Origin of the sequence: Haladaptatus cibarius D43 (assembly GCF_000710615.1) — an archaeon.
Classification (GTDB): domain Archaea; phylum Halobacteriota; class Halobacteria; order Halobacteriales; family Haladaptataceae; genus Haladaptatus; species Haladaptatus cibarius.
Genome location: NZ_JDTH01000006.1, coordinates 63,064 through 76,073, shown reverse-complemented (window position 1 = coordinate 76,073; position 13,010 = coordinate 63,064). Strand labels below are relative to the sequence as shown.

The 13,010-nt window shown below is 60.3% G+C and carries 14 protein-coding genes; 8 read left to right on the top strand and 6 right to left on the bottom strand.

Annotated features, from left to right (window positions below):
* Window positions 1-47: 47 nt before the first annotated feature.
* Window positions 48-1,112: a twin-arginine translocation signal domain-containing protein gene (locus HL45_RS16265; RefSeq protein ID WP_049972245.1), complete on the bottom strand. Its 1,065-nt coding sequence runs from the start codon at window positions 1,110-1,112 to the stop codon at window positions 48-50.
* A 254-nt stretch (window positions 1,113-1,366) separates the two neighbouring features.
* Between HL45_RS16265 and HL45_RS16260 the strand changes: the two genes are divergently transcribed.
* Entirely contained in the window at window positions 1,367-1,576 is a 210-nt protein-coding gene (locus HL45_RS16260) for a heavy-metal-associated domain-containing protein (RefSeq protein WP_158413708.1), read from the top strand.
* A 13-nt stretch (window positions 1,577-1,589) separates the two neighbouring features.
* Here HL45_RS16260 and HL45_RS16255 read toward each other — a convergent pair whose 3' ends face one another.
* Window positions 1,590-2,207, bottom strand: a complete 618-nt coding sequence (locus tag HL45_RS16255; protein WP_049972243.1) for a DUF998 domain-containing protein — start codon at window positions 2,205-2,207, stop codon at window positions 1,590-1,592.
* 92 nt (window positions 2,208-2,299) lie between these two features.
* Window positions 2,300-2,857 (bottom strand): cysteine hydrolase family protein, encoded by a 558-nt coding sequence (locus HL45_RS16250; protein ID WP_049972242.1) that lies wholly within the window; start codon window positions 2,855-2,857, stop codon window positions 2,300-2,302.
* A 243-nt stretch (window positions 2,858-3,100) separates the two neighbouring features.
* Here HL45_RS16250 and HL45_RS16245 point away from each other — a divergent pair, with 243 nt between their 5' ends.
* A complete protein-coding gene (locus HL45_RS16245) occupies window positions 3,101-4,384 on the top strand; it encodes an MFS transporter (protein ID WP_049972241.1) in 1,284 nt (427 codons plus the stop codon).
* 28 nt (window positions 4,385-4,412) lie between these two features.
* Here the strand turns inward: HL45_RS16245 and HL45_RS16240 are convergent, their stop codons facing one another.
* Together HL45_RS16240 and HL45_RS16235 are read right to left on the bottom strand one after the other, a co-directional pair.
* Window positions 4,413-4,865, bottom strand: a complete 453-nt coding sequence (locus HL45_RS16240; protein WP_049972240.1) for a hypothetical protein — start codon at window positions 4,863-4,865, stop codon at window positions 4,413-4,415.
* On the bottom strand, window positions 4,862-6,031 hold the full coding sequence (locus HL45_RS16235) for an outer membrane protein assembly factor BamB family protein (protein ID WP_233274822.1): 1,170 nt from the start codon (window positions 6,029-6,031) through the stop codon (window positions 4,862-4,864). The genes HL45_RS16240 and HL45_RS16235 overlap by 4 nt, the downstream gene beginning before the upstream one ends.
* Window positions 6,032-6,176: 145 nt before the next feature.
* On the opposite strand from HL45_RS16235, the gene HL45_RS21305 reads away from it, so the two are divergent.
* Window positions 6,177-6,344, top strand: a complete 168-nt coding sequence (locus HL45_RS21305; RefSeq protein WP_162833891.1) for a hypothetical protein — start codon at window positions 6,177-6,179, stop codon at window positions 6,342-6,344.
* A gap of 61 nt (window positions 6,345-6,405) precedes the next feature.
* On the opposite strand, the gene HL45_RS16230 is transcribed toward HL45_RS21305, so the two are convergent.
* On the bottom strand, window positions 6,406-7,437 hold the full coding sequence (locus HL45_RS16230) for a M48 family metalloprotease (protein WP_049972473.1): 1,032 nt from the start codon (window positions 7,435-7,437) through the stop codon (window positions 6,406-6,408).
* A gap of 103 nt (window positions 7,438-7,540) precedes the next feature.
* Here HL45_RS16230 and HL45_RS16225 point away from each other — a divergent pair, with 103 nt between their 5' ends.
* Genes HL45_RS16225 through HL45_RS16205 form a run of 5 tightly spaced genes read left to right on the top strand, consistent with a single transcriptional unit; the run spans window position 7,541 to window position 12,836 of the window.
* Window positions 7,541-8,632 (top strand): DUF4129 domain-containing protein, encoded by a 1,092-nt coding sequence (locus tag HL45_RS16225; RefSeq protein ID WP_049972239.1) that lies wholly within the window; start codon window positions 7,541-7,543, stop codon window positions 8,630-8,632.
* Window positions 8,632-9,288 (top strand): DUF7269 family protein, encoded by a 657-nt coding sequence (locus HL45_RS16220; protein ID WP_394324787.1) that lies wholly within the window; start codon window positions 8,632-8,634, stop codon window positions 9,286-9,288. Before HL45_RS16225 ends, HL45_RS16220 begins: the two co-directional genes overlap by 1 nt.
* Window positions 9,285-10,562, top strand: a complete 1,278-nt coding sequence (locus HL45_RS16215; RefSeq protein WP_049972237.1) for a DUF58 domain-containing protein — start codon at window positions 9,285-9,287, stop codon at window positions 10,560-10,562. The genes HL45_RS16220 and HL45_RS16215 overlap by 4 nt, the downstream gene beginning before the upstream one ends.
* A complete protein-coding gene (locus HL45_RS16210) occupies window positions 10,559-12,037 on the top strand; it encodes a DUF7519 family protein (protein ID WP_233274821.1) in 1,479 nt (492 codons plus the stop codon). The genes HL45_RS16215 and HL45_RS16210 overlap by 4 nt, the downstream gene beginning before the upstream one ends.
* A 58-nt stretch (window positions 12,038-12,095) precedes the next feature.
* The gene (locus HL45_RS16205; protein WP_049972235.1) at window positions 12,096-12,836 is read left to right on the top strand and encodes an HFX_2341 family transcriptional regulator domain-containing protein; all 741 of its coding nucleotides are present in this window, start codon (window positions 12,096-12,098) and stop codon (window positions 12,834-12,836) included.
* Window positions 12,837-13,010: the final 174 nt, after the last annotated feature.

The following is a 13,010-nucleotide window of genomic DNA, read 5'->3' as shown; positions in this document are numbered from 1 at the left end:
TGTCGAGCGAATCCGTGGGATGCTACTTCGAAGTTCAAAAAAGAGATTCAGACGGTGAACTCCATCGGCGGCATCTCCATGAACGCCGTCTCGTAGCCATCGTGGCGGGCAACCTGCGGTGGTGAATCGATTGTCAACCGAAGGGTGTCACCGGACTGGATGTCCTCGACGGCGGTTCCGTAGTGATTGTCGAGTTCCGGGTCGAGCGCGGGGGCGATCGACCCCGTAGAAATCGTGTTGTCGTTTCGCAGGAGTTCCATCGAAAGCGACAGTCGCGGAAGCACGATTCGGTTGTACGGCGTTCGCGGCGATACTGCGAGATATGATTTGTCACTGTCGGTGAACCGGTTCGACGGTTCGACGACCGTTACGACGAAATCAGCATCTCCGGAGGATTTCGTTCCGACGACGGTGCCCGGCAGTTTCTTCGGGTCGGGTGCCCGACCCGCAGGAACGTTTTCCATCATCGGTTCGATGGCATCGCGGGAACCCTGTTTTTCGCCGATTTCTCGATACTCCACGTCGTAAATCTGCTCCGTATCGAAATCGAAGTCGATGGTCGTGGACGCGCCGCCGTCCAATCGAGAGGCAAAGTCCCCGGTTCGGCGCGCGCCTATCGACCCGACAGCCACCGTTGCGGTGTACGAACCGTTGCCGTCGAGCGTGACGTTGTCCCCGTAGTGGAACCCCATCGTCTGGGACAGCATCGGCCACGGCGCTCGGTCATCGACCGTTTCGCCGTCTTTCGTAATCGTCAACTGCATGTCCGCCGGAACGACGGTGTTCGTCTTCGCGTCCCAAAGTGAAATCATGAGATGGAGGGAGTCGTCCGACTGAACGGGAACCTTGTTGTTCGACTGGCCGGTGACGTTCCAGAACCGGTGGGGGTAGGAGTACATCAGCGCGAAACGGAAATCACCGTCTTTGGCCATCCCGTACATCTCCATGCCTTCCATGTAGGCGGGGTAGTAGACGGCGTCGGGACGGTTTTCGACGATAGGAGGGTCGCGCCACGCGGACTGTGTCCTGAATCCGAGTGATTCGAGACAACCCGTGAGAGCGGTTCCTCCTGCCAGTGCCGTACCGGTGCGGAGAAACGTTCGTCGGTTCATTGGAAGGTAGTTGTGTGAGTGTTCGAATGAGGATGTTGGTTCACGAGTCGAATCCGCCGCCACTATCGAAATTGCTGGCCCAGTTTTATCGGGGTCTGACTGATTTCGCTCGGACAATCGTCTTCGAGAGTGTTAGGCACCGCTGACTGTTGGGCCTGTCGAAGCTCCGAAGTTCGTTCTAAAGGAGTTAGTGGAAAATAAATAGATTAGCCGTGACAGTTATGGAAATCACTGCTGAACGATGTTCCGGAACCATGGCAACCGAAACGACGCAGTTCATGGTCGAGGATATGATGTGTAACGGCTGTGAAGACACGATTCAGCACGAACTGAAACACGAGGATGGCGTCCAGCAGGTCAACGCAAACCACGTCGAAGGAACGGTAGAAGTCAGGGGTAACGTCAATCCGAGTTTGCTTGTCGAACGAGTCAACGCGCTCGGGTTCAGCGCGAGCGAACAGTAGTGAAGTCTAGCGACTACTGCGCCGATTTTCCGTGGTACTGTCGCCAAACCATCACCATCGCCCAACTGTCGAGCGGAAAGACGACGGCGAATTCCGGTAAGGCAATCGCTTCGGAACCCGCCGAAACGACGCTAAACAGCCAGAGATTACCGGCGACGGCGATTGTTCCAAGAGCGAGTGCGATTCCACCAAGCCCCGAAGCACCGCGAAGGACGCTTTCGACACCGAAAGTCAGCAATCCGACCGGAATCAGGACGAACTGGGCGAGCGCAATCGGCGTGTGCTGTGGCTGTGGATACGGAAACAGACCGACGAAAACGCTCAGCACGTATGCTAGCGTGAGAAGCACGGAACCTACCTGTTTGCCCCAATGCTCGCTGTTCGAGAAGACGCCAAACGCGAATAGGGACAGGAAGGCACCGCCAACAATCAAGCCACCGTTGAACAGCCAACTTCTATCCGCACCGACTGCACCGAGGTCGGAGAGCGCACTGCCCGTCCACTGAAACGTGGGCGACAGCGCGATTGTCGAAATGAGCGTTCCGTAAACGATGAGGAGACCGACGGCACCGAAACGGGCGAACGTCGAACGCTGAAAAACCCGCTCATATCGGTGAATCACTCCGTTCATGGAGAACTGTGAAACGGAGCCGAAATAGGTGTACTGATTGGAAATTCACAACAGACGGTCGATTCTAGTTCCGTGCGCGAACGACGAAGGAATCAGTTCGCGTCCTCGTCGCGTTCCCACTCGCTAATGAGTTCGGCGGCGGTCGTCAGTTCGGCGTTGTACACATCGTCGAGATACTGAAGTCCACTGCGGTGGTCGTCCTCGGTGAAGGCATCGACGCAGTCTTCCGGAACGAGAATGGGATACCCGCGGAAGAATGCCGCGGCGGAGGCGTGGCGAATGCACATGTTCGTGTGGAGTCCAGTCAACACGACTCGGTCAACACCGAGGCTTCGGAGGTGTTTGTCCAATCCGGTTTCGTAGAACGCATCGTAGGTTCGCTTCTCGAACACGTGGTCGCCGGATTCGGGTTCGAGTTCAGGAATCACCTCCGCGCCTTCGGTTCCTCGCATCGCGTGGAGTCCCCAAACGTCGAGTTCGAAATCCTCGGGGCGGTGGGCGTCGTTCGCGTAGATGACCGGAATACCGTGTTCCCGAGCCGCGCCGGTGAGTCGGTCGAGCGTCGGGATAATCCGCTGTGCCCGCTCCGCGGCGATTTCCCCCGTTACGAAGTCGTTCAGCATGTCGATGACGATAACTGCGTCTGTCATAGCTCCCCCGAGCACCCTTGGCGATGGACGGGCAAATGCTTCGCTGTCAGGAATACGTGGAAAAGGAATTTCATGTTCCATTTAAGTGGTTTACGCGATAAGGAATAGATACGAGAGGCGTTCTATCGCTCGTTATTTCCCGTGAGTGGTCTGTATTCCCCGTAAACGTCTGTATTTCCCGTGAACGGTCTGTATCGCCGATTCCGTCCACTTTTTATCGGTCGAACGGAGTGCAGTAGGGTGATGGCAACTGGTGTGTCCGGTCGATTTTCGCGCGTTTTCCACTACGACACGCTGTTGTTGACCGCCGGAATTTGGTTTTTAGCGAAGTTTCTCCGATACGCGCTTCCGGCCCTGTTTCCCGTCTACCAGACGGAGTTCGGCGTTTCGAACGCATTTCTGGGAACCGCGTTCACCGCGATGATGATAGGCTACTCGCTCATGCAGTTTCCGAGCGGCATCCTCGCCGACCGTTTCGGGGCCGTACAGGTCATCGTGGCCGGTGCGGTGGTCGCGGCTAGCGGCGCGCTGGTACTCGGGATTTCCGCGCCGCTGGTCGTTCTCCTCGGCGGAATGCTCCTCATCGGCCTCGGAACGGGCGTTCACAAGACCGTCTCCATCAGGTTGCTCTCGCGCGTGTATCCGAACAAAACCGGGCGTGCGCTCGGCCTGTTCGACACCCTCGGCGCGTTCGGCGGCGTTGCGGCACCCACCGCAGTCGTCATCGTAACCGACGCCGGAAACTGGCACGCGCTCTTCCTCGTCGGCGCAGTTGTGGGGGTTGCACTCGCCGGCGGGGTGTTTTCGCACGTTCCACGGCGGACGACGGACGGGGGTAACGACGCAGACAGCGCTGGGAGCGCCGACAGTGCCGAAAACGCAGACGACACCAACAGCCCGAATCGCGTCGATTCGGAATCAAATTCGAGAGCAGACGGGGAGACGGATATCGGCTTCAGACGGTATCTCTCGCTGTTCCAGAGCCGTCGGTTCTCGCTGTTCGTCGGGGTGACGCTCTGCTTCGGCTTCGCGTACAACGGCGTGGTCGCGTTCCTCCCCCTGTATCTCACCGAGAACGGACTGACCGACGGAACCGCATCCTTGGTCTACAGCGCGCTGTTCGCCGTGAGTTTCGTCCAAATCGTTACGGGCGATCTCTCCGACCGAATCGGACGACTGCCGCTCACCATCGCGGTTCTCGCGGTTGCGGCGGCGGCACTCGGGACGCTGGTCGTCGTCGGGCAGGCGAGCGCGCTCGTCCTCGGTGCGATTGTCGTCGCGTTCGGACTCGGCAGTCACGGCTTTCGTCCGATTCGCGGGGCCTATCTATCGGCGACGATTCCGGGCGACGTGGCTGGCGGCGGCCTCGGACTCGTTCGAACCCTGCTGATGGGTGTCGGTGCGATTGCCCCCGCAATCGTCGGCGTCATTGCTGATACCGCCGGATTCGCCGCCGCGTTCGGCCTGCTCGCCGTCGTGATGGCCGGAGCGGTCGTTTTCGCCGGAGCCACGGCACTCTCGAAATAGGACTCGTTTTTCGAACCGGTCGGTCGAATCAGTCCGGCGATTCGATCGGCCGCAAAACCAGCGCGTAGCCGAACAGAGTCGCGGCTATCGACAGAAGCGCGATGTCGAGGGCGGGGTACAGCGACCCGGAAACGTTCGAATTGGGGAACAATTCGCCTCCGGTAGCAAAGCTGAGGACGACAAAACCGACCAGTGAAGCGACACTAAACGTGAACGTTTTTCCGTACCCGACATCGGGGCGGTACGCGACGAACAGAACGGCGGCGAAGAGCGCTCCGATTTGCGCGAACGCCATCGAAGAGAGCGGGAGCGGGTGAGCGAACCACGCATCGAGAAAGAGGGAGAGAAAACTGCTGACTGAGATGGACAGGCACCACCAAATACCGAAGATACAGAGTGGTTTGTCGAGTGCAGTGCTGACGCGACGGATGACCCCATCTTCACTTGCATCGTTTGCGCTTGCTGTGTTCTCGCTCGTCATGCTTCCTCCAGCGCAACTATCGTTTCGCCGATGCCGACGTACACTCTGTTTCCGACGACGGCAGGCGGCCCACCGCCGCCTGCCGAATCCGAACGAAACGCGAACAGTTCGTCGCCGGTTTCGTTGTCCAGTGCGACCACGCCGGAATCGACGCCGACGTAAATCGCGTCGTCCGTGACTGCGAGGCCGGAAACGACGGTCAACGCGTTGGCCGACGTTTCCCAGCGCATACTACCGTCGGACGCGTTGAGCGCGACAATGTGGCCGTCTCGGGCGCGGTAGACGGCGTCTCCGTCACTCGCCATCCACGGCCCGGCCGCGTCGGCAGACCACTGTACTGACCCGTCCTGAATATCCACCGCGTAGAGCGTTTCGCTGCCGCCAAAGAGCGTTCCGTTTGCGATAACGGGGCCGAAACGAAGCGGCGAGGAAACGTTACCGGGTAATCCGACTCTGGACAGTTCCCACAGTTTGTCGCCGGTTTTCGCGTCGAGTCCCACCACGACCGACCCCGAACCACCGGTGCCGACGAGAACGTCGTTCGCGTAGGCGAGGGGAAGCCATCCCGGAGTGGTTTTCCAGCGTGGAATCCCGCTCCCCGCGTCGAGGGCGGCGAGAACGTCCGAATTCCCGTCGGATGCTGGGATAAAAATCGTATTTCCGACGGGCAGGATTTCGCTGAAGCTACTGGTCGTCTTGAACTTCCAGTTGTCACGACCACCGGCGACGGCGTACAGGCTGACTCCTGCGCTGTAGCATGCTCCACCATCGATAGCGACTGGGCCGCCCTGTATAAATTCCTTTCCGAACCGCCAGCGTTCGGTTCCCCGCTCGGCGTCGAGCGCGACCAACTCGTTTCGCGTCGTCGTGTAAACCGTGTCGTCGCGGACGATTACAGAAAGGTAGAAACCGGGGTCACCGACGTCGGTTTGCCAGATAGCGCGCACCTCGTTCGTCGGCGCGTTCGACGAGGATGCGTATCCCGACCGGGATGGGGTTCGACCGGCCATCGGCCACGCGTCGTCCGGCACCGTCGAATCGAGTAACAGTTCGTCCGTGAACACCGAGGGACGGACGTACCACGCGCCGAGGGCGGCGAAACCACCGGCACCGAGCAGTTGTCGGCGCGAGAGGTTGGCGTTCGGTGATGGAGGGTCGGCGAACATTTTCGGAGGGTAATCAGTCAATCGATAATATTATTCCCATTTATCAACTCAAATTCACCCGTCGTCGTCCAATGTATATTTCGTATTTGAACATAACTCACCGTCGAAGGATATATACAAGATGTCCTACAATTAGAAGATAGCAATGGGTAACACTGATTCCACGCTTGCCGACCATCTGGGAATGGCAGCATACTTTTTCTTCATGCTGTCTGCGATTTTCATCGGGCCGCTCGAAGCGGCGATAGGGATAGCAGTGTACTGGTTTTTCGAACCCGACCGGTCACCCGCTGAAACGACGACCGCAGAATAGACAATCCAGAGTAGAGATTCCAGAAGAGGCAGTTCGGAATCGGGGTTCCCGAATCGACGAATCAGTTTTCGGCTTCCAACGCCCGCAGACTAGCGATTCGCTCGTCGGTGGACGGATGGGTTTGCATCGAAATCGGAAGCGATTCGAGGTCGCTGTCGCCCGTTTCTTTCCCGAATCCACCGGGCAAGAAACAGAGTTGCCGAACGCCGCCGACCGCGCGAGCGTCTTGTTCCGGCGCCGTTTCGCCATCCTCGGTCAGCGTCCGGAGCGCGGAGGCCATCGACGCCGGACTCCCAGCGAGAACCGCACCCGCGCGGTCGGCGATGAACTCCCGGTCGTGTGAGAGACGACTGGCGAGCGAGACGACCGGCATCGCCACGATACCCAGTGCGACGCCGCCGAACAGGACGAGACACGCGACGAGCAGGCCGAACAGCAGAGTGTACTGGAGGCTGAAAAGCGGCGCATCGATGACGGTGGCGCTCGGAACGTAAAGCAGGGCGAGCGCGACGGCCCACACCGTGTATCGTGCGGACTGACTCAGTCCGAGGTCGCGGAGCAGGGAGTAGTCGCCCGCGAGCGACGGGACGAACGTCGCGAGCGTCATCACCATCGCATCCCGATTTTTGATGTGTGCGAGTTCGTGCGCGAGGACGGCGTCTAGTTCGTTCTCACCGAGCGATTCGAGCAGTCCGGTCGAAACGACGATGGTCGCGCTTCGCGGCCCACCGACCGTAAATGCGTTCGGGACGGGGGTCTCGGTGACAGCGACGGTCGGAACCGGAACGTCCGTCCCGCTGGCGAGACGGCGGATTCGGGCGGTGAGGTTCGGATATTCGTCGGCGGTGACGACGCTCGCATCGACTTCCGCGAGCGCCTCCCGGCGGGCGTAGCGCAGTTGCGCCCAGACGAGAATTACGGTTGCAGGGAAGACGAGAACGAGCCATCCTAAACCGGCGGGCGCGCTTTCGACGAGGGGGAAGAGCCACGGGCGAAGGAGGAACGCACCGCAGGCGACGAGTGCCAAATCTGCGAGCAGGACGAGCGAAAGGGTGGCGAAGATTCGCCGAGTCAGGGCGGGGTCGCGTGACATGTCGTATTTCATTCGTCGCGGTCAGCATACATGAATGTTGGTTCCGACTTCTGATCAGTCAGGAAGCAAGATATTTCTGTGATGACGGATAACCACCCACTTAGTGAACTCCAAGCGTCGCCGTGTCGCCCTCACTGCCCTCTGTGTCCTCGCAGTCGTCTTCGCGGCGTCGTTGTTTCCCGCAACCGGATTCGGTTCGTATCCGACCAGTGCGGGGGACGACGGTCGCGCAGACGGGTCGAGTGAATCGTATGCAAATCCCTTCTACAGTCCGGGAAGCGGGTCGTTCGACAGCGATTTGCCGGACGAACAGGAAACGGTTACCGAGTCGAAAGATTCGACAACGACGGAAACTGATGAATCGAGCGACAGCAGTTCCGACGAAGACGGAGAAACGACGACAGCAGGAGGTTCGCAGTCGTCGGAGAACGACCCCGCCCGTGGACTCGATGTCCTCGAATCGATAACTGCCGTTTTATCCGTACTCGGCGTTCTCACCGCCTTCTTTGTCGGAATCGGGTTCCGCCGAGGAACCTTCGAAATCGGCGGTTCCGGCCTCATTCCCATCACGATCAGTGGCGAACCAATCAGTGCGTTCGTCTCCGGGATTCCGGCGCGAACGATGAGCCTCGTTATCGGATTTTCGGCCTCCGTCCCTCGATTCGTCGACGACACGGCGACCCTCCTGTCCGAGTTCGGAAGCGGCCTGTCGGTCGCACTGACCGGATTCGGGTCGGCGGTCGGCAAGACAGCCACCGCCATCGGCCGCGGATTCGGCGGAGCGTTCCTCGCTCTTGGCTCGGTTGGTTCGGGACTGCTGTCGGTACCGAGCCTCTTCTCCCGACCGAATCTGCCGGAATTCGGGAGCAAAACGTCGAAGAAAGAACCCGAATCGACCGAGACGGAATCGGACACCGCGACGGCGGAACCCGAAAAAGTCGGCCCGCCGGACATCGAAGAAGCGTGGGAGAACATGACCGAACACCTCCGCGTTCGCAATCGCCGGGCCGCAACGCCGGAGGAGTTCGCTCGAACGGCCATCAACCGCGGATTCCCGACCGACGCCGTTCGACAGTTGACCGACGCCTTCCGCGAGGTTCGATACGGAAGCTATCCGTCGTCGGGAGAGCGAACCACTATCGCTCGCGCCGCGCTCGATAAAATCGAGCGATTCCGGGACGGTGATGACGCGTGATGCGCCATCTGGGCCGGGCGAGCCAACGAATCCGCCATCTACTGTCCGAATCGATAAGCCGAGAGCAACTGCTGTTCGGCATCGGCGTCGGCTCGCTCTCGCTCGCTTTTGTCGTGATTTTCGCACCGTGGGCGATTCCGGAGTCGATCATCAGGCCGCTGGTCGGCTGGATTGCCGCCCCGTTGCCGATTATAGTCATCGCAGGAGTAGCGGGGGTGTTGGGTCTCTGGTCGGTCAGAGGCGAGGTGACGGAAAAAGAGAAGTCAGTGTGGAAACCGCGACGAGAACCCGAAATCGCCTACTACTACGAACATCGAACCAGCGGGGCCGACGTGGACGACGCACTCGAACTCCAAGGCAACCTCGAACTACCGTCCAGAAAGCGCCGCAGTCGCCGCGCGACCGCACGCAAACACGTTCGGAACGCCGCGATTCAGATGCTCACAGAGCGAGGATACAGCGAATCCGACGCGAAGCAGGCGTTGAAAGACGGGTCGTGGACGGACGACCCGCGTGCCGCCTCCTTCCTCGGCGCGCCGCATTCCGATATTCCGCTCCGAACCAGAATCGTCGATTGGACGCAGGGCGAAACGTTCGACCGAGGGGCCGAACGCGCCGTTACCGAGTTGGAAACAGACGACGGAGGGTCGCGATGAGTCGCGGCCCGCAGTTCGACGCCGGAATGACGGTCGCCCTGCTCGCCGGGGCGGCGGGTGTGGTTACCGGAAACGCCACCATCCTCCTCTCGTCGGTCGTCGGATTCGCGTACACGGCGTACCGACTCGGAACCAGCGCGCCGACGCTCGCGGTCGAACTCGACCGCGAGGTGAGCGAGCGGTCGCCGCGCCCGAGCGAAAAAGTCACAGTTACCCTCACCGTCCGCAACGTCGGCGAATCGGCGATTCCCGACCTCAGAATCGTGGACGGCGTTCCGGAACGACTGGCCGTGGTCGATGGCTCGCCCCGCCACGGAACGAGTCTCGGTGCCGACGAAGAGATTTCGTTCTCGTACACGATTCGGACTCGTCGCGGCGCGCACGAGTTCGAACCGACAACGCTGGTTGCCCAGTCGATTAGCGGCACCGAAGAGAAACGCGAAAAGCGAACGGTCGAGACGACCATCACCTGCGATACGTTCGTCGAGGACGTTCCGCTCCGCGCTCAGACGACCGCTTCACCGGGGCACATTACGACCGACGCGAGCGGTGAAGGACTCGAATTTCATTCGACGCGGGAGTATCAGCCAGCAGACCCGATGAGTCGAATCGATTGGAAGCGGTTCGCGCGAACACAGGAGTTGACGACGGTGAACTTCCGCGAAAGTCGGTCTGCGTCCGTCCTCCTGCTCGTGGATGCTCGCTCGGAGGCCAGCATCGCGCGGCGGAGCGGCGAACCGGACGCAATCGACCTCTCGGTGTACGCCGCAAAGCGAATCGCAACGTCACTCGTTCGGGAGAACAACCGCGTCGGCGTTTCGGTGTACGGCAAACAGCAGATGTATCTCTCACCGAGTGGCGGCAGAGAACAGGCCGTGCGCGTTCGGTCGGAACTGGAAGACGTTCCGACGCCGAGTTCGGTTCCGTCCGGAAGCGGCCTGTTCAGCGCGAAACGAAAACAAGAGATGGCACGACGCAAACTGCAGAAAATTCGGAAACGGCTCGGGTCGGAGACGCAAGTGGTGTTTCTCTCGCCGATGGCCGACGACGAAGCCGTGGATGCTGCAAAGCGCCTCGACGCTTACGGTCATGCGGTGACCGTCGTCTGTCCGGACGTGACGGCGACCGAAACCCCCGGCGGGTCGGTCGCACACCTTGCACGACGGGAACGGCTTAGTGAGGTTCGAAAGGGCGGGTTGCGCGTTGTGGACTGGTCGCCCGACGACCCACTCGCCGCTGCGATTTCGAAGAGTCAAGCGAGGTGGTCGGCATGAACACCACGCACGGTTCGACCCGGTTCGGCGGGGCGCTCGCAACCGTTATTGCCGCTTACATGGTGTTCGTCCTCGGCTGGGTGACCGGAAATCTCGCTAGCGTTTTGATGGGACTCGCGGGGGCGCTCTGCATCTCGCTCGGCACGAACGGCGTCCAGTCGTCGGCGAACGAGTTCCGAGCGGCCGGAAGCATCGCAATCGTCTCCGGTGTGCTGTTGCTCACGGCGAGTGCGGTGTTCGGCAACCCGCCGCTGTTCGCGCTCCTGCTCGGACTGTGCGTGACGGCGGTCGCGCTCAACGCGACGACGACGCTCACTTCGGTCGCCGGGTTTCCCCTCTATCTCATGCTCCGGCGCTCCATCGCCGTGCTGTTCGTCGGACTGGTCGTCGCCGGGGGAATCCACGCGGGAGCATTCCGGACGTTCGGTGAAGTTGTCAGTACGATAGCCGTCACGGTCAGCACGTCAAGCGACCTCGCTCGCCTCATCAGTTTGCAAGTCGCCGGATTGGTCGTCATCGAACTCCTCCACTGGGTCGTCCCGATACTGGACGAGTGGCTCACCGAAGGAAAGAAACTCAAAAAGCGGGTGCTCGAACCGCTCGATGTCCGACTCGAAACGGTGCCGACGCCGTACTGGATGTTCCTCGGGATGCAGGTTATCGTCGCCTCCTCGGCGTGGGGGCCGTCGTTTTTCGAGGCGCTTCTCGTCTCGCTGTCGATATTCGGCGACGTGATTCGCACCCTTCTGCGTTCCGGCGTGCTTCACGTCCCGTTGGCGGCGTTCTTGCTGTTCGAACTGGGAGTGCTTGCGGTGCGAACTGTTCAACACGTCGTCATCGCGTGGGCGGGCGACAGACCGCCGCAAGCAATCGCTTTCTCCGCGGGCGGTATCGCCGTCGTCGTCCTCGCGGGACTGCTTGGTGCGGGGTCGATTCTCGTGCCGTCGTTCGGTTCGGCGGTCGCAACCATCGAACCGGGAGCGCTGGTCGAACAGTTCGGCCCGGCATCGGTTCTCATCGCTGGCGTCGGCGGAATACTGCTCGCGTTTATCGTTCTGCAAGTCGTCGCCGTGTCGTTCGTGCAACCGTGGGTCAGCCTCGATTCGGCGAGCGGGTACGCGCTCGGCGGAGCGACCCTATTCATCGCGGCGCTCGTCGCGGCAGAACTCGGGGCGGCACCGGTCGTCGTCTTCTGCGGTGTCGCCGCCGCACTCGTAGTTCGAGACGTTGGCGACCACGCGGCGGAAATCAACCTCCAAATCGGTTGGGAAGCGGACACTCGCCGCGGCGAAGTCGTCCACGCGACCGGCGTGCTTCTCGTCGCTGGCGTGGGCGTCGGACTGGCGGTTGCCGTCCTCTCGTTCGTCGGCCCCATCTCGCTTCCGACGGAGACGTGGCGTGGCTATCTCGCGCTGGCACTGCTTCTCGTGGCGGTCGTTGCGTTCTCCCTCCTCCTCGGAAACGAAGACGAGTAGCGCAGAATGAACCACACTATCCAGTGGATTTAACGAGTCGGAGGCGAACGACCGAGTAATGCAATCCATCGACGAGGTTCACATCGCGCCGCTCGGATACGAATACGACAGAATCGTCGAACCAGTCCGAGAACACGGTGTCGATGTTCTCTATCTTCTCGAACACGACGGCCCGGCGAGCGAGCGCCCAACATATCACGACGAACTGAAATCCGTTTTGGTGGATGAGGGAATCGACGTTCGAAGCGAGGCCGTCGATTTGCTCGACATCTACGACGTTCTCGGCGTCGTCACGACGCTCGTCTCCGACCACGTAGACGACATCGTGCGCGTGAACGTTTCGAGCGGGTCGAAACTCTCCGCGGTCGGCGCGGCCATCGCCTGCATGGCGACGGACGCCACGGCGTACTACGTCCAACCGGAGGGATACGCACATCAAGACCGAGACGAACGACAGAGCTACGGCTACGTCGGCGAAGAAGTGCTTCCGACCTATCCCATCGAATCGCCGTCGCGCGACCAAGTCGCCGTAATGGATTATTTGGAAGAGGTGGATACGGAGGTCTACACCCCGAAGAAAAAGGACATCATCGACTACGCCGAGAGTGCGAATCTGTCGTTCATCTCGGAGAGCAGTCCGGCGAACGACAAAGCGAAGTTCGCGCTGTTGAACGCCAACATCGTTGACCCACTCGCCGAGGATGGCTACGTCGATGTCTCGAAAGTCGGTCGGCAAAAGCAGGTCACGCTGACCGAAACGGGTCGAGACGTGCTTCGTGCATTCCGACATAAACTATAGCAGGGTAACTACCCCGAAAACAATCGCCAGTCAGAATAGTATAGATGGTTTTGATACTGTGTGTAGTTTTGATACGGTCGGTAGTTTCGTGGTAGTGCTGAATTAGGTACCCTACGAAGCAGTAACTGATGACGACGTAGCATCCCCTCCCCCACCTGTCCGCCCCGACGATAC